21 protein-coding genes are annotated in these 21768 nt (G+C 52.7%); 9 read left to right on the top strand and 12 right to left on the bottom strand.

The window, feature by feature from the left end:
* Window positions 1-5: 5 nt before the first annotated feature.
* On the bottom strand, window positions 6-1025 hold the full coding sequence (locus VB016_05450) for a bifunctional phosphoglucose/phosphomannose isomerase (GenBank protein MEA4977975.1): 1020 nt from the start codon (window positions 1023-1025) through the stop codon (window positions 6-8).
* 144 nt (window positions 1026-1169) lie between these two features.
* On the opposite strand from VB016_05450, the gene ribB reads away from it, so the two are divergent.
* From ribB to ribH, 4 genes are read left to right on the top strand one after another with little or no spacing between them, the layout of a single operon-like run.
* The gene (gene ribB / locus VB016_05455) at window positions 1170-1880 is read left to right on the top strand and encodes a 3,4-dihydroxy-2-butanone-4-phosphate synthase (GenBank protein MEA4977976.1); all 711 of its coding nucleotides are present in this window, start codon (window positions 1170-1172) and stop codon (window positions 1878-1880) included.
* Window positions 1880-2308 carry an adenylyltransferase/cytidyltransferase family protein gene (locus VB016_05460; GenBank protein ID MEA4977977.1) on the top strand — a complete coding sequence of 143 codons (429 nt, stop codon included), beginning with the start codon at window positions 1880-1882 and terminating at the stop codon, window positions 2306-2308. Before ribB ends, VB016_05460 begins: the two co-directional genes overlap by 1 nt.
* Window positions 2305-2775, top strand: a complete 471-nt coding sequence (gene ribC / locus VB016_05465) for a riboflavin synthase (GenBank protein MEA4977978.1) — start codon at window positions 2305-2307, stop codon at window positions 2773-2775. Before VB016_05460 ends, ribC begins: the two co-directional genes overlap by 4 nt.
* A gap of 4 nt (window positions 2776-2779) precedes the next feature.
* Window positions 2780-3196 carry a 6,7-dimethyl-8-ribityllumazine synthase gene (ribH, locus tag VB016_05470; protein MEA4977979.1) on the top strand — a complete coding sequence of 139 codons (417 nt, stop codon included), beginning with the start codon at window positions 2780-2782 and terminating at the stop codon, window positions 3194-3196.
* Between the two features lie 135 nt (window positions 3197-3331).
* On the opposite strand, the gene VB016_05475 is transcribed toward ribH, so the two are convergent.
* The 4 genes from VB016_05475 to VB016_05490 all read right to left on the bottom strand — a co-directional run bounded on the left by VB016_05475 (window position 3332) and on the right by VB016_05490 (window position 8357).
* Window positions 3332-4858, bottom strand: a complete 1527-nt coding sequence (locus tag VB016_05475) for a DEAD/DEAH box helicase (GenBank protein ID MEA4977980.1) — start codon at window positions 4856-4858, stop codon at window positions 3332-3334.
* 210 nt (window positions 4859-5068) lie between these two features.
* Entirely contained in the window at window positions 5069-5593 is a 525-nt protein-coding gene (locus VB016_05480) for a nitroreductase family protein (GenBank protein ID MEA4977981.1), read from the bottom strand.
* Window positions 5594-5879: 286 nt separating this feature from the next.
* Window positions 5880-7085 carry an aminotransferase class I/II-fold pyridoxal phosphate-dependent enzyme gene (locus VB016_05485; protein MEA4977982.1) on the bottom strand — a complete coding sequence of 402 codons (1206 nt, stop codon included), beginning with the start codon at window positions 7083-7085 and terminating at the stop codon, window positions 5880-5882.
* Between the two features lie 30 nt (window positions 7086-7115).
* Window positions 7116-8357 (bottom strand): OFA family MFS transporter, encoded by a 1242-nt coding sequence (locus VB016_05490; GenBank protein ID MEA4977983.1) that lies wholly within the window; start codon window positions 8355-8357, stop codon window positions 7116-7118.
* Window positions 8358-8818: 461 nt separating this feature from the next.
* Here VB016_05490 and VB016_05495 point away from each other — a divergent pair, with 461 nt between their 5' ends.
* Genes VB016_05495 through VB016_05510 form a run of 4 tightly spaced genes read left to right on the top strand, consistent with a single transcriptional unit; the run spans window position 8819 to window position 13912 of the window.
* On the top strand, window positions 8819-10750 hold the full coding sequence (locus VB016_05495) for a phosphoadenosine phosphosulfate reductase family protein (GenBank protein ID MEA4977984.1): 1932 nt from the start codon (window positions 8819-8821) through the stop codon (window positions 10748-10750).
* A gap of 46 nt (window positions 10751-10796) precedes the next feature.
* Window positions 10797-11444 carry a serine O-acetyltransferase EpsC gene (epsC, locus tag VB016_05500; protein ID MEA4977985.1) on the top strand — a complete coding sequence of 216 codons (648 nt, stop codon included), beginning with the start codon at window positions 10797-10799 and terminating at the stop codon, window positions 11442-11444.
* A 45-nt stretch (window positions 11445-11489) separates the two neighbouring features.
* Window positions 11490-12893 carry a cysteine--tRNA ligase gene (cysS, locus tag VB016_05505; GenBank protein ID MEA4977986.1) on the top strand — a complete coding sequence of 468 codons (1404 nt, stop codon included), beginning with the start codon at window positions 11490-11492 and terminating at the stop codon, window positions 12891-12893.
* Window positions 12878-13912 (top strand): radical SAM protein, encoded by a 1035-nt coding sequence (locus tag VB016_05510; GenBank protein MEA4977987.1) that lies wholly within the window; start codon window positions 12878-12880, stop codon window positions 13910-13912. Before cysS ends, VB016_05510 begins: the two co-directional genes overlap by 16 nt.
* Before the next feature lie 110 nt (window positions 13913-14022).
* Here the strand turns inward: VB016_05510 and VB016_05515 are convergent, their stop codons facing one another.
* Genes VB016_05515 through VB016_05525 form a run of 3 tightly spaced genes read right to left on the bottom strand, consistent with a single transcriptional unit; the run spans window position 14023 to window position 17096 of the window.
* Window positions 14023-14943: a TIGR00269 family protein gene (locus VB016_05515; protein MEA4977988.1), complete on the bottom strand. Its 921-nt coding sequence runs from the start codon at window positions 14941-14943 to the stop codon at window positions 14023-14025.
* A gap of 4 nt (window positions 14944-14947) precedes the next feature.
* The gene (locus VB016_05520; protein MEA4977989.1) at window positions 14948-16132 is read right to left on the bottom strand and encodes an AAA family ATPase; all 1185 of its coding nucleotides are present in this window, start codon (window positions 16130-16132) and stop codon (window positions 14948-14950) included.
* Window position 16133: 1 nt separating this feature from the next.
* A complete protein-coding gene (locus VB016_05525) occupies window positions 16134-17096 on the bottom strand; it encodes a hypothetical protein (protein ID MEA4977990.1) in 963 nt (320 codons plus the stop codon).
* A gap of 122 nt (window positions 17097-17218) precedes the next feature.
* On the opposite strand from VB016_05525, the gene VB016_05530 reads away from it, so the two are divergent.
* On the top strand, window positions 17219-18178 hold the full coding sequence (locus VB016_05530) for a replication factor C small subunit (GenBank protein MEA4977991.1): 960 nt from the start codon (window positions 17219-17221) through the stop codon (window positions 18176-18178).
* Between the two features lie 23 nt (window positions 18179-18201).
* Here VB016_05530 and VB016_05535 read toward each other — a convergent pair whose 3' ends face one another.
* The 4 genes from VB016_05535 to VB016_05550 all read right to left on the bottom strand — a co-directional run bounded on the left by VB016_05535 (window position 18202) and on the right by VB016_05550 (window position 21722).
* Entirely contained in the window at window positions 18202-19437 is a 1236-nt protein-coding gene (locus VB016_05535) for a phenylacetate--CoA ligase (protein ID MEA4977992.1), read from the bottom strand.
* Window positions 19438-19514: 77 nt separating this feature from the next.
* Window positions 19515-19889 carry a glycine cleavage system protein GcvH gene (gene gcvH, locus VB016_05540; protein ID MEA4977993.1) on the bottom strand — a complete coding sequence of 125 codons (375 nt, stop codon included), beginning with the start codon at window positions 19887-19889 and terminating at the stop codon, window positions 19515-19517.
* Complete coding sequence (locus VB016_05545) at window positions 19889-20623, bottom strand: tetratricopeptide repeat protein (protein MEA4977994.1); 735 nt, start codon at window positions 20621-20623, stop codon at window positions 19889-19891. The genes gcvH and VB016_05545 overlap by 1 nt, the downstream gene beginning before the upstream one ends.
* A 4-nt stretch (window positions 20624-20627) precedes the next feature.
* A complete protein-coding gene (locus tag VB016_05550; GenBank protein ID MEA4977995.1) occupies window positions 20628-21722 on the bottom strand; it encodes an SEL1-like repeat protein in 1095 nt (364 codons plus the stop codon).
* Between the last annotated feature and the right edge of the window lie 46 nt (window positions 21723-21768).

Consider the following 21768-nt stretch of genomic DNA (forward strand, 5'->3'; position numbering starts at 1 on the left):
GGTAATCACTGGGGCATGTCCGCACGGTCTCTGACGTCGCGGAGTGGCTTTTCGGTGGTAGGATCCGTGCTGCGGAGGTCCGCTAGACATATCGACACGATGTCCCCGAGAATGATACACTTGAGGTTTTTCTCAAGATTACTGGTACCTTCTACATGGTAAGTCACGATGTCCAGCTTTTTGTCCAAAAGGATGCCGATGGATGTGTCAGTCATACTTTTTACCATTTTCGATGCGTTATCGTCATAAAGAACGACGGGGACGAAATTGCGGTTGTTGTTCCTGTCGTCCGTCCACCCCACGATCTCGTTGTGGTTGAACTCCGGGATCGACCCGCAGAAAGATATGTTCTTAGAATTCTCATTGATCTGGGTCTTCCACCTTATTGCGGATGAGCGCATATTCGCCAAACTGTATATGACCGGTATCTTATCGATCAGCTTGTCTGCGATCTTTTTTGCTTCTTCGCAATCGTTCTCCACGACCCTGTCCCTCTCCGCCTTCAGCGCGGGGACGATCTTTCTGAGCTCTGTCTTCGCCTTGCATATGCCCATCTCCTCGAGGATAGACGCAAGCCTGCCTATGATGCTCCCCAGCGCCACGCGGGACTGCATGCCGCCTGGCAGGGTCACCGCTATGTCCTTGCGACTGAGGCATCTGGAGTAAAGGTCTCCTCCGGATGTGACGCATATGACTTTGCAGTTGCAGCGAATGGCCTCATCATAAGCCATGAGCGTCTCCTTCGTGTTCCCCGAGTAGCTTACGAGGATGATCCATGTGTCCTCCCCGACCCACTTCGGGAATTCGGTCCTCCGGATCACCAAAAGCGGCGTCCTTGATACACCGTCGGCAAAATCAGATAATATTTCGCCCGCGAGGGCAGAGGCCCCCATGCCGCATATGCAGACCTTCTCTGCCTTCGGGACAGGGGGCATCTCTTCATCGAGCGCCGCCTCTATCTGCTCCGGAAAACTGGCGGTGTGTTTGAAGATCATCGTGCCCTGTATATTCTTCCCTTCGGACATCTATTGCACCAGCCGATGCACGTATTTAAACTGTTATTCATATCCGTTCCACCGAATAATGCGGATAATTATCGTCTACTAAATTACTGGTAAATTACCAACAGTTTTTTTATACTGTCGCCTTGGCAGGACCCTGGTGATTGAGTGAACTTCAAAAAGGCCCTGGATGACATAAGGCAGGGCAAGGTCATACTTGTCTACGATTTCGACGACCGGGAAGGCGAGTCCGACCTGACGGTCGCCTCGCAATACATAACCTATGAGACGGTACAGATGATGAGGAAAAGGGCCGGAGGACTTATCTGCACGACCACTCCCTTCGAAAAAGCGCGCGACGTCGGACTCCCATATATGGCCGACGTCTATTTCGATGATTCGAACAGGTTCCCGCTCCTAAAGGCGATGGCCCCCGACGACATCCCTTACGACAATACGAAGTCTTCTTTCGGAGTGACGATTAACCATCGGAAGACATACACGGGAATAACTGACAGGGACAGGGCGCTCACTATCTCCAAATTCGCTGAAATCTTGTTCCGGGACAAGCCCGCATCCGAGATATCCAAGGAGATCGGAGAGGAGTTCCGGTCCCCGGGGCACGTCCATCTTCTGAACGCGACCGAACACATCCTCACCAACAGAAGGGGGCACACAGAACTCTGCACCGCCATGATGTACATGGCAGGCGTCAATCCTTCAGCCACCATATGCGAGATGATGGGGGACGACGGCAGGTCGATGACCAAGAAGGATGTCATGAAGTTCGCAGATGACAATAACATCGAATTCGTAACCGGCGACCAGGTCCTCGGCAGGTGGGAAGACTTCAAAAGAAAGAGCGGAGCCGACTGCTGATGACCAGAGTCATGGCATCCGGAGTATTCGACATCATACATACCGGCCACATATCATACCTCGAACAGGCCAGGTCCATGGGGGACGAGCTCGTGGTGGTCGTTGCATGCGACAACACCGTAAGGCGAAGGAAGCACGAGCCGGTCACGCCCGAGGGAATGAGGGTGCGCATAGTAGGTTCACTGAAACCTGTGGACCGGGCGGTGGTCGGAAAGGATGGAAATATCTTCGAGACCGTCCGCGAGATAGATCCCGACATAATCGTCCTTGGCTTCGACCAGCATTTCGACGAGAAGGAACTTTCGAAGAGCCTGGAGAGCCACGGGCTCAGCGGCATTAAGATATGCAGGGCCACGGAATGCGCCGAAGACCTGGCCGCCACTCGCAGGATAATAAGCAGGATCAACTCCATGGAGGGCGAGCTATGAAGCTTATAGGTATTGCCGACACAACTTTCGCCCGTTATGACATGGGTAGAGCGGCGATCAATGAATTAGAGAGAACCGGTACGGGATTCAGGATCGTCAGGTACACCGTTCCCGGAGTGAAAGACCTGCCTGTTGCATGCAAGAAGCTCATAGATGAGCAGAAATGCGATATTGTGATGGCCCTCGGCATGCCTGGGCCCATGGAAAAGGATAAGATGTGCGCCCATGAGGCCTCGACCGGCCTGATACGCACGCAGCTGATGACCAACAAGCACATAATCGAAGTCTTCGTCCACATAGACGAGGCTGTAGACGACAGGGAGCTGGCCACCCTGGCGGATGCGAGGACGAGGGAGCATGCGATAAACGTGTACAACCTACTCTTCCACCCGGAAAAGCTGACCGCCCAGGCGGGCACCGGCCAGAGACAGGGATTCAAGGACGCGGGATCCGCAAGGATGAGGTGAAAAAATGAAAGAATACAGGATAGGGATGGTGGCCGCCGAGTTCAACTTCGACGTCACGTCAATGATGATTGAAAGGGCAAAAGCAGAGGCGGAGTTCCTAGGAGTGAAAATCACCAAGGAGATATTCGTCCCCGGTGTTTACGACATGCCGTTGGCCGTTAAGAAGCTCGCCGAGCAGAAAGACATCGACGCCGTGATAACCATCGGCGCAGTGATCAAAGGCGAGACGGACCACGACCAGGTGATCATAGCCCAGGCCGCGAGGAAGATCACCGACCTTTCGCTCGACTACAACAAGCCCATCGCCCTCGGGATCTCCGGACCGGGAGAGACACAGCTTCAGGCCATGGACAGGATCGAGAAAGGGCGCGACGCAGTCGACGCCGTCGTCAAGATGCTTCAGAGACTTGAGAAAATTTAAACAGCAATGCCATAGGGAACTTTCCCTGTGGCGGACGCTTATTTTTCACCGAAAAATTCGATGGACATATCTTAAAAACTTATGAAATGTGCACGTGGCACATTTCATAAATTAGATTGTAAATGAGTTTTGGGATCAGTACTGACCGTCGCCCTTTTTGGGTTTGTTTTCCTGATACTTGGGCTTCTGCTCGGCCGGTTCCATGAGGACGTCCTTCTTTTTGTGACGGTATTCGGACATGGTCTCCATGGTGCGGTCGCTTCTGTCCTCGCGTATCTCGATGAAAGATTTCGACCTTCCGAGCCCTACGTTTCCGATAAAGCTGTCGTCGAGCTTTCCCACGTGTTTGACGAGGTCCAATATCTGATTCTTGCTGAAACCGTCATCGCGGCCCAGGTTGATCTGCAGCACCACCATTTTCTTTCCGTCTTCGGTGGTTGCGATTACCGGCCTGATCGGTTTCTTCTTTTCAGGTACCGGGGCGGCGGCGAACTGCCTCTGTGCCTTGGCGGGAGCTTTTACGTAATCCTCGACGATCATTGTGCCTGCGGATGGCATCTCGTCCGCCCTGACCTTACGGATCCTCTTTCCAGTCTCTCTTTCGTATTGCCTTATGTGGTATTCTTCCTGTTTCGTTACGAAAGATACAGCTACTCCTTCTTTTCCCGCACGTCCTGTCCTTCCGATCCTGTGAAGGTAGTTCTCGGAGTCCATGGGGACGTCGAAGTTCACCACGAGGTCGATATTGTTGATGTCGAGGCCTCTTGCGGCGACGTCCGTCGCTATGAGGACCTGGAAGCGGTTGTTCCTGAAGCTGCGTATGGTCCTTTCCCTCTTGGCCTGGGGCATATCGCCGTGAAGGGTGCCGACCGTGATTTTATGAGACATATCGTCCGCGAGTGTATCGACCATCCTCTTGGTCTGACAGAAGACTACGGTTTTGGGGGACCCGTTCGTGACTATATGTTCGAGTACCTCTGCCTTGGCCCCTCTGGACATTGGGATCCAGTACTGAGTGACCAGGTCCGATACGGGCTCGTCCCTGGAGACGCTGATCTCCATCGGGTCCTGCATCCTGTTGAAAGCGATGCGCTTTATGCTTTCAGCCATAGTGGCCGAGAACAGCAGCGTGTGCTTTTCCTTTGGAACGGCGTCCATGATGAAGTTGAGCTCATCGGCGAATCCCATGTCTAGCATGCGGTCCGCCTCGTCGAGGACGACCTCGGTTATCTCGGAAAGGTCCAGAGCGCCGCGTGTGATCATGTCTTTGAGCCTTCCGGGGGTCCCTACAACTATGTCGGCCCCCCTCCTGAGCCCATATGTCTGATCGCTTATGCTTGCTCCCCCGTATATGGAGATGCTCCTGTGGCCTGTGTATTTTGACAGCTTATAGATTTCGTTCTCCACCTGAGTGGCGAGCTCTCTCGTCGGGGCCAGAACGAGCGATGTCGGCTTTTTGGACCCGGGTTCGGTGCGCGCCATGATTATGAGCGCGTAAGTTCCCGTTTTCCCCGTTCCGGTCTGCGCCTGGGCGAATATGTCGCGTCCGGCCAGTCCAGCGGGCACCGCCTCGATCTGTATCGGGGTGGGCAGAGTCCAGCCCATGTCCGAAATTGCATTCAAAAGTGTTACGTCCAAACCTAAATCTTCAAAACCTATCATGATCCTTTATCCCTAAATATTAAAAGCCCGCAAAACAAAGGACCCGTATATTTCAGCCGCTCTAGCATGGACTGTTATTTAAAACCTCCCAACTAACGGCGCTTATAAGTATGAAATGTTACCCGACATCCGCATTATCGTACCAATGTTGATGATTTAAGAGGTTTGAAAACCTATTATGTCCAAGTTTTGGGACCGTCGGTACGAGCCTCACATCTTCTTAACGATTTCGTCCAAAGACTTCCTCTTTTTGGGCCTCTGGGGATCTTCGGCCTTGCGGTACCCGAAAGCGACGACCAGCATTATCTTCTTCTTCGCCCCTATGATCTCCTGGACCTTCTTGTTGCTGAAATACCCCATTATGCATGTGTCCAGGCCCTGTTCTGTAGCTTCTGCGGTCAGATATGCGCAGGCTATCCCTACGTCTATCGACCTGTAATCCAGCCCCGTTATCATGGATCCGGCCTTCGCCGTAGCGTTGTAGCTGTCTTCGACAAAAATGACAAAGGCAGGACAATCTTCGACGAACTTGCCCATTCCCGAATTCTTGTGGTCCGAGAGCTCTTTCGATTTGTCACCCGTTACGGCATACATGGTGAATGGCTGTGCGTTGCATGCGGAAGGCGCGAGCCTCGCCGCTTCCAGACATGCATCCAGCTTCTCCTTCTCTACTGCCCTCGCCGGATCGTAAGAACGGCAACTTTGTCTTTTCTCGGTTATCTCGATGAAGTCCATGATCACAGTATGCTTCACGGATATTTTAACAAAGACCGTATGGATTTTGGTGCTTATTCACTATATAATAAGGAACAGCGACGGGATCGATCTCGACAATGACGATATCCGGACGCGTATCGATCGGCGCACGCATGAAGCGGGGTAAACCTGAAACACAGAAACGAATGAACATGATCGGAACGGCCGGTCATGAGACGAACATCGATGTAATCCCGAAACCTCGAAACACCGCTGATCATCGGTTCTGACGATCTCGAACATCTCCCGCGACATTGGTTTTTGTTCACTGATGCCTGTTGATGAACCTTTCCAGCTTGTCATAGGCTTCCTCGAGCGTCTCGAGGGGCGGCAGCAGTATGGTCCTGAAGTGATCGTTGCCGAACTCTTTGCAGAAACCCGATCCGTGAACCAGCACCACGCCCTCTTCCTTTATCAGGTCGAGGACGAAATCCTTGTCGGACTTCCAGCGTCCCCTGAGGTCGATATGCGGGAACATGTACAGCGCACCGTGCGCCCTCCTGGTCTCGATGCCGTCTATCTCGTTAAGCCTCTTGTATGAGAAGTCCGCGCGCGCCCTCAGTTTGCGATTCATATCCTCGATATAGTCCTGAGGTCCCTGCAACGATGCCTTGGCCGCCTCCTGGCACGGGACGTTGGAGCATATGCGGGCACGGAACTGCTTCATCACGCCCTCGCGTATCTCGTCCATAAGGCCGGTGTCGTCCATGATGTAGAAGTAGCCGACCCTCCAGCCGGGCATAAGGTTCACCTTCGAGAACCCGTTCATGATGATCCTCGGCACGTCGCTTTTAAGTCTCGATGCAGAGAAAAAGTCCCCGTCGAACGCCAATTTATCGTAGATCTCGTCGGATATGAGCGGTATCTGGTATTCCGCACAGATGTCGCCTATCTCCCTGATATCCTTCTCCTCGTACTCCGCGCCCGTCGGGTTGTTGGGATTGATCATAACCAGCGCCTTTGTGCGGTTGGTGATCCTCTTGCGGATCATATCCAGGTCCGGGGCCCACTCTTCTTCCTCGATCTGCCTGTAAGGAACGGTGCGGCCTTCATAGAATCCGATGTACTGTGAATATGAAGGATATCCGGGCCCGGGGACGAGGACCTCGTCACCCGGTTCCAGCAACGTGCCCATGAGGGCGTTGATGCCTTCGCTGACTCCCGCGCTGACGTAAACGTCGTCGGAAGTTATTCGGACCCCGTGCTTCTCGAACTCACGCTGTACGATCGCTTCCCTGAAGTCGAGATTCCCCTGGGAGTTCCCATATCCGTTATCGGTCTCGTCCACCGCGCGCCTCAGCTTCTCCTTGAAGTATTCGGGGGTCTGAAAATCCCATTTGTTGGGATCCCCTATGTTCAGGCCGATGATCTTCTTGCCAGCCTTTTGGGCCTCTTCTGCCGGGACGTTGACCTCGCGTATGGCGTAGTCCATGCCCATAGCCCTTCTCGAAGCCCTTATCATCTTCCTCATCGCGGTACCTTCTTCCAGTGCACGACGTTTTTAACTATTAACATTAACGTTCGATGCACCTTCGGCGAGCGTCGCTTTTTTATCGGCCATCCTCAGCAGAAGCACCAACACGAACGCTATCGCGCACGTGACCGCCGCCACTGCGAACGCGGGCGTCATATCGCCGGAGCTGGAAAGTATCTTGGAAAGGAAGGGGAATATCAGCGCGGAAGTTCCGAATCCCAGCGTCACCAGGCCATAGTTCGTGCCCATGTTCTTGGTTCCGAAGTGGTCCGCCGTCACGGCCGCGTATGTGCCTGAGGCGCCTCCGAACGCTAAAGAAATTATGGCGACGCATACGAGGAACATCATTCCGTTCGCGAATATCATCATCAATATTCCCGCCGCAGTCATGAATATTATCAGGAATAAAGCGTAGGTGCGGCCTATCCTGTCAGACAACCAGGATATCAAAAGACGCCCGGTGGCGCTGAAAAGACCGGTTATCATCACTCCCGTGACGGCATAATCTGCGAGACCGCGCTCGGTCGCAAGCGTAATGAGCTGAGGGTTCAGGATGAAGTACGCCGGGAGCACGAAAAACATCGACAGCGAAATGAGATAGAATGTGCGGGTGCCGAGCATCTCCCGTGGGGTGTACTGCTTCTGATTGGTGTTCTTCTTTGCCACAGCGCCGGGCACCGTGTATCCCTCAGGCGGGTTCGCCAGCATCAGGGACGAGGCCACGCATATTGCCAAGAACGCCAACCCGAAGATCATGAACGTCTCCGGCACCCCCACATCTGCGAGCAGACTGTTAGCCAGCGGCGAGAATATTACTAGAGAGAAGCCGAACGACCCTACCATCGCTCCCGTGGCGAAACCGCGCCTGTCGGGGAACCATTTCTGTACGCATGCCACGGTGCAGGAGTAAACGATACCGACCCCGAGTCCGCCGATCATTCCGTACGTCAGGAATATCAGGTCCGCAGAAACGGGGGTTATGAACGACGTCAGAAGTATGCCGCCGGACATCGTGAGGCTGCCCAGGACCGCAATGAATCTGGGCCCGAACCTGTCTTGCAGAATGCCTCCGAAGAGTATCCCTATGACGAATGCCGATAACATCACCGACGAAACAAGGGCTATGTCGGCCGGAGACCTTTCCAGATATTCGGCAACGGGTGCCTTGAAAACCGCCCACATGTATATGACCCCGGCACATAGTTGCACTATCATTCCTGCAATCAGTATCGCGTATCGTTTCCTCAACTGTGGTGCGTTGCTTTCCATAGGTATCCCGCTATTTTTTACAACCTTCAAGTGAGTTGTAGTATAATAAATTGCGTACATTAATGTATTATAATGTACATTGTATTATAATTATAATCATCGTGTGACGCTCAGAAAGTGATTGTCTCCTGTATTGCGTGTCATTAGGGCCGCATATGGACGATGATTGTTTCAGATTTCGCCAAAGTCGATATCGATTGCGGTCTCGGCCTCGGTTCACCGCGAGCTTGCTGGCATCTGAAAGATGTTTGATTGCATTTTGTATGCTATTTCGATGTATGTTGCCCGAGACCGGATCATAGGATCTACCACTTCGTTTTCTTCATCGATCGGACTTTTTCCCGAGAAAGAAAAAGCTCTGCTTCGCGAGTAATGCGCCGACGACCGAAATTGCATACGATGGGCTCATCGAACCTGGAAAATAAAAGCAAATTAATACGTCCGCTGTACTGGGCAGATACATGGCGGCCGTGAGACTTGGTAAAAATCATCTCAGATGGTGCGGGGGATGCAACCTCCCGATAATGGAAAGCAAAAACTGTCCCGTATGCGGTTCTCAGACGGATGAAGTTGTCCTGACCCCGCCTGCAGACTCACGCCCAGCGTTCGACCAAGACATCGAAAAAATACGCGGAATAATCGATGCGACCTACGGAGAAGGTTCGGGAAACGCGGTCATACCTGACGATCATATCGTAATTCTTAACAAAGTACCCGGTCTCGACCGCATGGACGAGGTCGTATGCGACGGTACAGTCATAGCGACCATGAGGTTCGACCTCGGCGCCGGATGGAAATGCATATTGAGGATGCAGGGCGCGATGCGCCTAGAAGGGACCCTCAGCAAAGGGTATGTGATCTGCGACGACGGCGCCGTCAAGTTCGTCCAGGAAAGCAAAAACCTAATGGCCCCCGGCGTTAACTCCGTACATCCGGATGTAAAAACAGGCGACGAGGTCGTCATAATTACTGCGGACGGCAAAGTCATAGCTGCAGGCAGCGCCAAGATGCCGGCCTCGGAGATGGTCGGAGGGAAAGGCGTGGCCGTCAAACCGAGATGGTACAAACCCGAAGAAAAGCTTCAGCGCCCTGCAAGGCATGATTGGAAAGAAGTCGTCGAAGCCAACAGGGAAGTTATAGGCAAAAGGGTCGAAGAAGCTGTCGGATTCATAAAGAACACGATTGAGAAGAACCAGATTCCCGCCATTGTCTCTTTCTCCGGCGGCAAGGACAGCCAGGCCTGTCTGCTCCTGACACTGGACGCGGGGCTTAAACTGCCTGTGCTTTTCGTCGACACCGGACTAGAGTTCGACGAGACCGTTCTGTTTGTTCACGATACCGTAAAAAGACACGACCTGGAACTTATCGAAGAAAAGGCTCCGACCGATGCCTTCTTCGGGAACCTCGTGTATTTCGGACCTCCCGCAAAAGACTACAGATGGTGCTGCAAGACGAACAAGCTCGGGCCTACTGTCGGAGCTATCAACAAGAACTTCCCGAACGGTGTGCTCTCATTCATTGGACAAAGAAAATACGAATCCGAGGCCAGGAACGCCAAGCCCCGCATTTGGAGGAACCCCTGGACACCGGGGCAGCTCGGAGCGTCGCCGATACAGAACTGGTCCGCGATGCACGTATGGCTATACATCTTCAGCAAAGAGGAACCGTTCAACGTCTGGTACACCAGAGGGCTTGACAGGATCGGATGTTTCCTCTGCCCCGCATCGGACCTTGCAGAGTTCGATGCGATAGAGGGAAAAAGCGCAAGATTTACACAATGGGATGAATATTTGGATAAATATGCAGAGGACCACGGCCTACCGCCCGAATGGAAAAAGTTCGGCCTATGGAGATGGAAGTCGGCCCCTGCGTCCATACGCGAGGAGATCGAGAGGGTGACAGGCAAAAAGGTTTCCGAAATCGTAAAACAAAATACGTCGGGAGACGGTGGCCCGCTGAAGATCAAGATCCAAGAAGGATATTCGCCGTGCTCCATGGGATACAGCGTAGAGGCCGCGCTTTCCAGGCCGATAGATCTGAAGAAGGTCAAACCGTTCTGCCACTCGCTCGGCTGGGTGGTCGAGGAGGACCCCGACGGCGAATACCTCTCCGCAAACTACGTTACGATATACCGTGAGGGCGCGATCTCGTCGAAGGCCAATGTGGAGAGTGACGCAAGGAAACGCGTTCACCAGGCCTGGCAAGCGGTAGTCCGCGCAGAACAGTGCGTGGGATGCGGCCTGTGCGCCACGAGATGCAGGCCCGGGGCGATGTATATGGAGAATGGAAAAGTGCAGATAAACGAGGATAACTGCATATTCTGCAGGGAATGCTTCGGCCCCTGCCCGTCGGCCGACTTCTCGGAGGGCGCCGACACGGACTTCGAGCAATGATGTCCGCACAGGAATAATAAATAAACCAAATCCATTCTGGTCAACCATGATTATCGACCCGGAGGACTTGGCCGCCGCAATGGAGCTAGATCCTGCCCTCATTGACGAAGATGACGCCGTAAGATTCCACCACGGCCTGCACGCCGTTTCCATGTACAGAGAGAGTCACAAACTCTGGCTCCAGGGCAAGCTCAAGGATGCCCGTGAGATAAACTACCGGGCCCACCAGCTCACCGGATGCGACATACACCCCGGCGCTACGATAGGCAAGAGGTTCTTCATCGACCACGCCACCGGAGTCGTGATAGGCGAGACCGCGGTGATAGGCGACGATGTCGTGATCTACCAGGGAGTAACTCTGGGAGGAGTCTCTTTCTCCAAAGGCAAAAGGCACCCTACAGTGGGAAACCATGTCGTCATCGGGGCCAATGCCACCGTCCTCGGAGACATAAAGATAGGCGATAGGGTGCGCATAGGCGCCGGGTCGGTCGTCCTTAAAGACGTCCCCAACGGATGCACGGTTGTCGGTGTACCGGGCAAAGTGATCAGAAAGGCAGGCGTTGCCGGATGCGAGGACGAACTGAAGCACAACGAGCTTCCCGATCCCGTCAAGGACCGCTGCAACGACCTGGAGAGGGAACTTGACAGCCTGAAAAAAGAGGTGTCGGAGCTCAAGAAGCTGATCAAGGGCTGATTGGGTCCGATTTATCTATTACCTACGACATAGAGGTCCGATCCGATGTCGATACTGATCAAGAACACGCTTTCTGGAGCAAAAGAAGAATTCGTCCCCCATGAGGACGGAAAGGTGAAAATCTACGTGTGCGGCGTCACCGTGTACGACGACATCCATATGGGACATGCTCGCAGCATGATCGTTTTCGATATGATCGTCAGATATCTGAGGCACTGCGGTTACGAAGTTACGCATGTCACCAACTTTACAGATGTTGACGATAAGATCATCAGAAGGGCCGCCGAAGAGGGCGTCGAAGCATTAGAGCTCTCCGCCCGTTACGTAAAGCACTATTTCGAGGACGCTGCCAAGCTGGGAGTGCACAAGGCCGACATCTACCCAAAGGCAAGCGAGGAGATGGGGCCCATAATAGAAATGGTCAAAGAGATCATCGATAAAGGTTTCGGTTACACCACCGAGGACGGGAGCGTTTACTTTTCGGTGGATAAGGTCAAAAACTACGGAAGGCTCACGAAACAGAAGATCGAGGACATGGAATCCTCGGGAAGGGTCGCCCTGGATGAGCAGAAGAGGAACCCCATGGACTTCGCGATATGGAAGGCAGCTAAGCCGGGAGAGGTGTCCTGGGACTCCCCATGGGGATCGGGCCGCCCTGGCTGGCACATCGAGTGTTCTGCTATGATACGCAAGTATCTCGGCGACGAGATCGATATCCACGGCGGAGGCAACGACCTGATATTCCCGCACCATGAGAATGAGATCCTCCAGACAGAGGCCGTGACGGGGAACCCGCTTTCGAAATATTGGATGCACAACGGGATGTTGCAGGTCCAGGGCGAGAAGATGTCGAAATCCCTGGGCAATTTCTTCAGGGTACGCGACGTATCTCAGAAATTCGACCAGTATGCCATACGTTTTTACTTCCTCAATACGCACTACATGAGCCCGCTCCTCTACAGCGAGGACATGCTGACCGAAGCGAGAACGTCTTTGGACAGGCTTACCAATAACTACACGGACCTTAAAGCGTACGTTAAACAGGGCCCATCGGGCGATGGGGATGTTTGCGACCTGACGGACGAATACAGAAGCAATTTCATGGATTCGATGAACGACGATTTCAACACCAGGGCCGCCATCGAAGTGATGTTCCAGCTTGCGAGGGTCACCAACAAGTCCATGTCGGAAGGCACACTCAGCAAAGAGGGTGCGGCTAAGTTCGTCAAGCTACTGGGAGAATTCAACGGAATCTTGGGGATATTCCCCGAGGACGACGGAGGCGACGACGGAACCCTCGATTCGATAATGCAGATACTCATAGACCTTAGAGCAGAGCTCAGGAAGCGCAAAGCGTACGATCTGTCAGACCTTATCCGCGACAGGCTTGGGGATGCAGGCGTCCGTCTTGAGGACGCCGGGGACGGAGTAAAATGGAAAAAGATCTGATAGTTCGTAAAAAATCAGAGCTGGCACTCGGCGGTCCCGTTAAACTGCCGGAGGGTTATGTGCTGCCTTGGAGGCTTTCTCGCTCTACGGCAGGACCTGGAGCGGGTTCCGCCGGAGCCGTGTTCTCTTTCGAAGGTGTCCGGGTAAAAAAGGCAGTAAAGTACGATTCGGGAGATTTTGAACTCCACGACGACGGAGATACCATGTCGCTGACCCGTGGCGGCAGACCTTTCCTTGAAAGAGTTAAATTAGAGCCTGTGGTCTATCATTGCCCCGAACAGGCATTCTTCAATCTGGACCAGCGTTGCATATATCATTGCGCTTTCTGCGCCTCCCCGAGACTTGGTAACGATGTTACAAAAAACCTGACCGATGATAAGATCGTATCGATGGTCAGGAAGGCCTTGGACGACGGAATGACCATCAATGCCATTTCATTGACAAGCGGTGTGGTTGGAAGCCCCGAAGAGACCGTGGGAAGATTTGTCTCCTGTGTCAAAGCGCTCAGAGCGGAATTCCACGACATACCCATAGGCGTAGAACCTTATGTCTCTTCTAAAGAAGACGTGCTGAAATTAAAAAATGCAGGCGCGACCGAGATAAAACTGAACATTGAATCGCCAAGCCGCGATATATTCGAAAAGGTGTGTCCCGAACTAGGATTCGACGAGATACTGGCACATTTGAGCGACTCGGTTAAGATATTCGGAAAGGGCAACGTTCAATCGAACATGATATACGGAATGGGCGATACGGACGAGGAGGTGCTTTCGATGGTTGAAACCCTATGTTCCATGGGAATAATACCGGTCCTAAGAGCGCTGAGGATCGGAGACCTGAGCCGCAGCAGCTTGGAGTCTGCAATAGGCAAGACTGTGCCAGTGACCGCGGACCGCTCAATATATCTAGTTTCTGAACAGAAGAAGATAATGGAGAAGTACGGGCTGTCATCGGCACGTTGCCTGACCATGTGCAACAGGTGCGGATGCTGCGACCTGGTTCCTTTCAAAGACCTTTGATATTCCGGAACAAGGTACGTATCCGGAGCGATACGCCGTTCGCCGGAAAGACATCTCTCGAACTCATATTCAGCGGAGCTGATGTTGTGCCAGCGGCATCAACGCATCGATCAAATGTCCGATATGCGGCTTTTAAGCATCTTTTCGTACTCACATGCCTTGCATACCTTGCCCACGCAAGGCTCCCCGCATGTACAGGTGTTAAGCTCAACCGATGGGTATTTCTCATAAAGCATCGGTTTTATCTCGTCGTACGAAGCGAGGATGCTGAACTTGATTCCGGGAGTCCTGTATTCCAGATTGTCTATGGTATCGCGGTACTGGTTCCTCAGCGCCTCTGTCCAGTATGGACACTCCCCGTCCCAGAACGGTATCCCGGCCACAATGGCATATAGGAGCGATTCCGATTCCGGAATCGTCCTCAGGGGATGGAACCTCGGTATAAGTCCCGCCCTTATCCTTTCATGAGGGCCGAGCCTTGCAAGGCGTTCCACGTCTCCGCGGGCAAAATCCATCATGATCGATTGTGCCATATCATCGAGGTTGTGTCCCGTAGCTAAAAATCTGGCGCCCATCTTTCTCGCCTCGTCGTTCATCAGCTTGCGTCGGAACACGCCGCAATACGTGCACGGGCTATTCTCTCCCGTTACAGAAGAAACGGAGTCCATTGTCAAACCCAACTCGGAGAACGAACGGATGCTGAGCGGGATGTCGCCCGCGGTGCAGTATTCCTTTACGATCTCGACGCTTGGCGGGCGGTAGCCTTCTATCCCTTCGTCGATTGTTATCACATGAATTTTGACATCGGGACGGCGCCCGAAAACATCGTTCAGAATTTTCAACGTGACCATACTGTCCTTACCGCCGGATACTGCAACGGCGATCGTGTCCCCGGACCTTACATCGATCTGCTTGCGTATCTCCTTCTTAACCCTCTTCTCTACATATTTCATGAAGTGCTCGCCGCAGAGGTGCGAACCGTTGTAGACGATGAACGTCACGGCTTCCGAGGAGCAGAGGTCGCATCTCATTTTATCATATCTCTTCCGCCGATGCCACCGTTCTTCCCTCCAGCAAAGCCTCGAGCTTCTTGGCCAGCACCTTTGAAGGGATATCGGGCAGCGAGATGTAGGTCGAGCGACCCCCTTCCTTCTCGCTTCTTACAACCGTCTCCAGAATGTTCTGCCGGTCCATGTCCTGCACGTAGGTCCAGAACTGCGTGTGCTTTCTAGGCTCGTGGCCATACTCTTCGCACACGACCGCATACGTCTTTTCGGCGACTGTGATGCCGATGTAGAGATTACTCTTCATGGCCCTTGCGATAGCCAGGAGCGCAAGCTTCCTATTGGTGTCCAGCCCTGTGAGTTTGCTTTCTGTGACGACGCTGTTTATGTTGGCCTTCGCTTCTCTGACATCCTCGGTGTCGATAAACCCCTGCGGATGGCCCTCGGCTATGGCGGCCGAGTCTCTGAGAAGTTCGATGGCGAACCTCGCGTCCCCGAATTCGGAGGCCACGTCTGCTATCAGTTCGATCACATCGTCGGAGTATCTTCCGCCGATAAGAGACTCTTCCGCCCTGACCTTGGCTATTGAATACAGCTCGTCCCTGGCGTACTTGTCGAAAGTTATTGCGTTGCCCCTCCCAAACGTAGACATAGACGCTTCATCGAGCATCCCATAAATGGAATGCTGCGATATCAATATCAGGGATATTCCCGCTTTACCTCTGGCCACATCGGAAAAACGTGTAAGCTGATAAACCAGATCGACGTTGTTCTTCTTCAAGAGCACATCGACCTCGTCCAGCACTATGATCACAGGAACGCTTCCGGATTCGATGTGGGCGGTGAACGCCCTCATCATCTCGTCTGACGAGAATCCTCTTTCCGGAAAACCTTTATCGAAATGCCTCAGAAGCTCAAGTATCACTCCGGCCTCGGTATTTCTGTTCCTACAGTTGACGAATATCACATCTATCGGCCTTCCCGACCTGGATAAATGCCTGGCTGTGTTTTCGCAGAAACGTTTCGCGGTCGCCGTTTTACCGGTACCGACGTTGCCTGTCAAAAACGCATAGCTGGCCGTTCCGCTCTCGGCGAGAGGGCGGAAGTACATCTCCAGACGGGACATCTGCCCTTCTCTGTGGACCAGCCTCTCCGGTACGTAATTGAAGGAGAGCTTATCCATATCGCGGATGACCGTAGATGCCTTGTCGAACATTTCAGTTCCTGCTGTGGCGTATCAGGCCCGAGCATCCGAAGACCTCGATTCCTTTCTCCTCCCACACATCGCATATCAGGTTTATACCTATAGAATCGGACGCCATGTGGCCCGATATTACAAGATTGATGCCTGCCTTCCTGGCTTCTTCTATGTGGCTCTCCGGGAAGTGCATCCCCACTACAGTACCGACCCCGGCCTGCGAGAACTTATCGTATATCTCCTTGGGCCCGGAGGTTCCGCCGGTCATCTTGGCAACCGCTCTTCCGCACCTGTTGTCTTTGCTCCCTACTATGATCGTGGGAGGATTGTTATATTTAGCTGCCTGGATCATCTCCGGTTCCTTGAGTAGTCTGTCGACTATGTCCCCCAAATTCCTGGGCTGGAGGTCTTCCAGCAATCTGTCCATATGCTTCTGCACCATATTATCGGCCGGAGAATGGATATTGAACATCGGGATGCCCAGAAGAGTTGCGGCGTCCGAGGACTGATTGAAATTGGAGCCCATTACGTTCCTGAGAACCTCGTCCATCCTCGGCTTCATCAGCGATTCACAGACATTTATCGGCACCCCCTCGGAGGCGTACATATCGGTCTGCATGCGCATGACCTCCGGGAACGGGACCTTGGACATGCCGGTCGGGTGGTGTGCTACGACAGCGGATATGGTCTGTCCTTTCTCCCTGAGCCTGTCGGCCAGGAGCATTTCTCCGGTACCTATGTCGATGCCCCACATGAACCTCTCGGCTTCCAGTTCCTTCGATTCCTCGATAAGCGCTGAAAATCTCGAATCGGCATATGGGTTCCAGAGCCTCTCCTGATCGTACAACTGCTTCTTATCGTCGGAAAGCGAGTCGAATTTGGCCTTCTCCTCTTTTATGGCTATATCCACTTCGGCCTGGGAACGAGGGTCGTTCTTCTTACCTGTCTCGATAGCCAGTTTGTAGGCCTCGTATATCTTCATGAGTTCCCGAATGTAAAACAGACGTATAATCTATTCTTACCTGCGCTATGAAACCTTTTTGTCCGCTCAAGAAAAAAGCAGGGTAAATTTATCATAGAATGAACAGATTGACCATTGATAAAATGAATGAAATCTGGACGGAGAAGTACAGGCCGAAGGTCTTGAAGGATGTTGTAGGTCAGCAGAACGTCACCGAGAGGCTCTCATCATATGTAATGTCCAGGAACATGCCGCATCTGATGTTTACAGGCCCTGCCGGCACAGGAAAGACCACCTGTGCCCTGGCCCTAGCAAGGGAGATGTTCGGAGACCAGTGGAGGGGCAACTTCATAGAGCTAAATGCCTCGGACGAGAGAGGCATCGATGTGGTGAGGGGGAAGATCAAGGAATTCGCCAGGACATCTCCGCTCGGCGGTGCCGACTTTAAAATAATATTCATGGACGAGGCAGATGCGCTCACGAACGACGCCCAATCCGCTCTGAGAAGGACAATGGAAAAATATTCCAAGATCTGCCGTTTCGTACTGTCCTGCAACTACTCATCGAAGATAATCGACCCCATTCAGTCCAGATGTGCCATATTCCGTTTCAGGCCACTGACCAGAGAGGATGTGGAGAAGTACTTGGGAATGATTATCGACAAAGAAGGCATCAAAATCCAAGATGACGCACTTCAGGGACTGGTACATGTGGCCAGAGGAGATATGAGGCGCGCGGTGAACTCGCTCCAGGTCGCCGCATCCCTGGGAAGACAGATCGATATAGATACGATATACCAGACCACCGGAATAGCAAACCCGGACGAGGTCAAGAAAATACTGGAGACCGCACTGGCAGGCAACTTCGTACTGGCCAGGGACATGCTCGACCAGACGATGATAAACTTCGGGCTGTCCGGACAGGACATAGTCCGCCAGATACATTCGATGTTCTTCGAGCTCAGCATCTCCGATGCAGAGAAGGTCCGTCTTGTGGACAAGACCGGAGAGATCGAGTTCCGGATCGTCGAGGGAAGCAACGAGAGGATACAGCTCGAAGCGTTGCTGGCCTACCTCGTAATGATCGGCGGAGCCAAGCGGTGATTTTGACATCTGGAACTTAATTATCAGTACCTATTGTCGAACATCCTGCTGGTCTTCTTCTCGCTGCGGGGGAGATCTCCTACATTGACGGCTTTCGGATTGATAGTCGCACCGACCTTAACCCTGAAACGGTCCTGAACTTCCTTCTCGAGAACCTCGCGTTTAGACTCTGGCACTGCTGTCTCGAAGTACAAGGTGAGGATGTCCTTGCCATCAAGATGGTCTATCATGACCTGATATTCGGATTCAGGGCCTTCCGTCTCGCTTAGGACCTCTTCGAACTGTGCAGGGAACATGTTCACGCCTTTCACTTTGACCATGTCGTCCGTGCGTCCGGTGATGATGTCGATACGAGGGAACCTGGAACCGCAAGGGCAGTTACCCGGAATTATGCGGGTCAGGTCATGCGTCCTGTACCTCACCAGGGGGGCCCCTTCTTTCAGGAGCGTGGTGATAACAAGCTCCCCTACTTCTCCGTCCGGAAGGTTCCTTCCCGTCTTCGGATCGACTATCTCAAAATAGATGTAGTCGTCCCAGAGGTGTATTCCGTTGGCGTAATCGCAACTTATGCCTATTCCAGGGCCGTATATTTCGGTGAGCCCGTAAATATCGTAAAGCTTGACGCCGAGATCGGACGCGATCCTGTTGCGCATCTTCTCTCCCCATCTCTCTGATCCGATTATGCCTTTCTTGAGGGACAGCTTTTCCTTTATCCCGCGCTTCTTTATCTCCTCGGAAAGAAGAAGAGCATAGGAGGATGTGGCACATAGGGCTGTCGAATGGAAGTCAATCATAAATTGTATCTGTTTCTCCGTGTTCCCGGGACCCATTGGCAGCGTCATCGCACCCAATCTTTCGGAACCGTTCTGAAATCCGATACCGGCGGTCCATAGCCCATATCCCGGCGTTATCTGTATGCAGTCCTCTTCTGTCAGCCCTGCCATCCTGTAACAGCGCTCGAACATAATGGCCCAGTCGTCTATGTCGTGCTGGGTGTAAGGTATTATGACAGGGGTACCTGTGGTCCCGGAGGACGAGTGTATCCTGACTATGTCTTTTTCAGGTACGGCGGCAAGCCCGAGAGGATACGCATCGCGCAGATCGGCCTTGTCCGTAAAAGGCAGACCTTCGAAACTTTCCTGGTCGACCACTTTGGATAGGTCGATCCCTGCGAACTTTTTCCCATAGAAAGGACTGTCCGTTTTTATGGTAGAAAGACGGCGTTTTACCGTTTCCAGCTGATACTCGTTCATCATCATGGTAATAAGCGATTAACACTAACTAAGAATATAATAATGATGATTATTTTAGGTAAATGGTGTACATAAATACACAATCAAATTGATTCATATTCTTCTGCTCCGAGCAGCTTTTGGATGTCATTGGGATCGTCCAGCTCGATCTCGGCAAGCCATCCGTCAGAATATGGGGACGAGTTCATGAGTGCGGGTTCGTCCTCCAATGTCCGATTGATAGAAGCGACCGTACCTGTCACAGGTGAAATCACCGGTGAGATCGCTTTGAAGCTCTCTATAGCTCCGATCTCATCGTTCCTCGATATGTGCCTGCCGACAACCGGCGGCTGAACGTAGATGACTTCCCCCAGTTCCTCCTGGGCACGGTCAGATATTCCTATTTTAGCTCTGGAGCCGGAAATCCCGACCCACAATCCTTCTTTGGTGTATAGAAGCCCTTCCTTGACTACGGTCATCATCCCTCAAGGGCATTGGATGATAAAATCGCTTTCGCTTCCTCACTGCCCCTGGCCGCAGCCTTCGAAAACCATCTTTTTGCGTTTCGGACGCTCTTTACCATACCGTCCCCCGACAGTGACATCTTACCAAGCTGGCACATTGCTTCCTCTGATAGAAGTTCCGCCGCTTTGATCAATGTTTTCGCGGCCCCTTCCGGGTCCTTAGCCATGCCCCTTCCCTCGAGTTGCATAAGTCCCAGGCGGTATCCGGCCTTTGAATATTCCTCAGAAAAACAGGCACGGTAAATCTCTGCGGACATTTCATAATCGATATCTGCTCCCCTTCCGAGCTCGTACATAACCCCCAGCCTATAGTAGGCCGGAATAGAACCGTGTGCGGCCGCCTTTTCGTACCAGAAGCGGGCCTGTTCCCAATCCTGTTCCGTACCTCGGCCGTCGGAATAAAGATCGGCAAGATTGAACATCGCCCTGGGATACCCTAGCTGAGCAGATTTCTTGTAAAGTTCAAAACCTTTCTCGAAGTTGCAGGAAAGTCCTTCACCATGGACCCTCATGTAACCAAGGTTGCAGATTGCCTCTGCGTTACCTTGGTCCGCGGCCTCACCGAACCATCTCGCCGCCTCTCTGCGGTCGCGCACGACACCGTTACCTGTAAAGAAAAGATATCCCAGCGCGGTCTGCGCGTTCTGGTCGCCTGCCCGGGCTGCCTCCAGCTGCTCCTTGAAACCCACGGCCTCACCTGTATTTTCCTATGGACCTTCTCACATGAAGCTCCGGGTGCTCCATGAACATCCCCAGGTAATACAATGCGGAAAGATACCCTCCGGCGGCGGCCATGGTGTAATATTTTATGGCATCGACCTCGCTCTCCGCGAGACCTCCGCCCACATCGTATAGGCGGGCAAGCATGAACTGTGCGTCCGCAGATCCTGCGTCCGCAGCCCTTGTGAGCATTCCAAGAGATTTCTGCATATTGCGTCTGACATACATTCCTTCACGATACATCAGAGAGAGAAAGAACATTGCGTCCGGGCTGCCCAGTTCGGCAGCTTTCTCGAAATTTTTAAACGATTTCTCATAATCTCCCTCGTCGAGATATTTATTGGCAAGAACTAACGCGGAATCCCTTGTGTCGCGCTCTATCGCGGAGTCCGTTTCGCTGAGCTTTTTCATCCTGGAAATAAGGGTGTCTTTCTTTCCTCCCTCAAGGCTCAAAAGAACGAGGTTCCAGCATAGTAGGCATCCCTCATGTCCCATATCTGCACCGTACTTGTACCATCTTTTGGCCTCCACTTCATTGTGTATTATACCGTTAATACCGAATTCGTACTGCAAACCTATCTCCATGAACATGTCCGCATTGCCCGTTATGGTAGCGGAGGAGTACCATAGCTCTGCCTCGGTTCGGCTCTTCTCCGTGCCGATGCCGCGGCCGTACATGTACCCCAGATAGAACTGGGCCATTGGAACACCTTGCTTGGCGGATGTTGACATCCATTTGAAAGCTTCCTCATAGTCCAAAGAAACGAGGATCCCTCTGGTGCATTCCATAGACAGTGTAAGCTGGGCCTCCGGGTTGCCCATCTCGGATGCATTGCGCAGATGCCTGAGATATTGATAGATATCCTGGTCGAAGATTATGCCGTCGCGGTACATCTTGGCAATCTCCCACTCGGCCCTCGTGCACCCTGCCTCGGCTGCACGGAGATACCAAGTGATCGCTTTGTCGAGGTCCTGATCGAGACCTTTGCCGTAGTGATACATGTATGCGACACCGAGACAGGCGTAGGGGTCTCCGTCACTTGCATCCCTTAGGATAGGATCTTTCACGCCCCCGTAAGGTACCCATTGATTTATTTAGTTTTCATCTGAGCCT

This window comes from Methanomassiliicoccaceae archaeon (assembly GCA_034928305.1).
Taxonomy (GTDB): domain Archaea; phylum Thermoplasmatota; class Thermoplasmata; order Methanomassiliicoccales; family Methanomethylophilaceae; genus VadinCA11.

What these genes read in the sequence shown, in the direction of transcription:
- VB016_05460 (MEA4977977.1), top strand. Translation starts at nt 1,880, where the DNA reads ATGACCAGAGTCATGGCATCCGGAGTATTCGACATCATACATACCGGC.
- VB016_05535 (MEA4977992.1), bottom strand. Translation starts at nt 19,437, where the DNA reads ATGATGATGAACGAGTATCAGCTGGAAACGGTAAAACGCCGTCTTTCT.
- VB016_05495 (MEA4977984.1), top strand. Translation starts at nt 8,819, where the DNA reads ATGGCGGCCGTGAGACTTGGTAAAAATCATCTCAGATGGTGCGGGGGA.
- VB016_05450 (MEA4977975.1), bottom strand. Translation starts at nt 1,025, where the DNA reads ATGTCCGAAGGGAAGAATATACAGGGCACGATGATCTTCAAACACACC.
- VB016_05515 (MEA4977988.1), bottom strand. Translation starts at nt 14,943, where the DNA reads ATGAGATGCGACCTCTGCTCCTCGGAAGCCGTGACGTTCATCGTCTAC.
- cysS (MEA4977986.1), top strand. Translation starts at nt 11,490, where the DNA reads ATGTCGATACTGATCAAGAACACGCTTTCTGGAGCAAAAGAAGAATTC.
- VB016_05510 (MEA4977987.1), top strand. Translation starts at nt 12,878, where the DNA reads ATGGAAAAAGATCTGATAGTTCGTAAAAAATCAGAGCTGGCACTCGGC.
- gcvH (MEA4977993.1), bottom strand. Translation starts at nt 19,889, where the DNA reads ATGACCGTAGTCAAGGAAGGGCTTCTATACACCAAAGAAGGATTGTGG.
- VB016_05530 (MEA4977991.1), top strand. Translation starts at nt 17,219, where the DNA reads ATGAATGAAATCTGGACGGAGAAGTACAGGCCGAAGGTCTTGAAGGAT.
- ribH (MEA4977979.1), top strand. Translation starts at nt 2,780, where the DNA reads ATGAAAGAATACAGGATAGGGATGGTGGCCGCCGAGTTCAACTTCGAC.
- VB016_05520 (MEA4977989.1), bottom strand. Translation starts at nt 16,132, where the DNA reads ATGTTCGACAAGGCATCTACGGTCATCCGCGATATGGATAAGCTCTCC.
- epsC (MEA4977985.1), top strand. Translation starts at nt 10,797, where the DNA reads ATGATTATCGACCCGGAGGACTTGGCCGCCGCAATGGAGCTAGATCCT.
- VB016_05475 (MEA4977980.1), bottom strand. Translation starts at nt 4,858, where the DNA reads ATGATAGGTTTTGAAGATTTAGGTTTGGACGTAACACTTTTGAATGCA.
- VB016_05480 (MEA4977981.1), bottom strand. Translation starts at nt 5,593, where the DNA reads ATGGACTTCATCGAGATAACCGAGAAAAGACAAAGTTGCCGTTCTTAC.
- ribC (MEA4977978.1), top strand. Translation starts at nt 2,305, where the DNA reads ATGAAGCTTATAGGTATTGCCGACACAACTTTCGCCCGTTATGACATG.
- VB016_05525 (MEA4977990.1), bottom strand. Translation starts at nt 17,096, where the DNA reads ATGAAGATATACGAGGCCTACAAACTGGCTATCGAGACAGGTAAGAAG.
- VB016_05485 (MEA4977982.1), bottom strand. Translation starts at nt 7,085, where the DNA reads ATGAGGAAGATGATAAGGGCTTCGAGAAGGGCTATGGGCATGGACTAC.
- VB016_05490 (MEA4977983.1), bottom strand. Translation starts at nt 8,357, where the DNA reads ATGGAAAGCAACGCACCACAGTTGAGGAAACGATACGCGATACTGATT.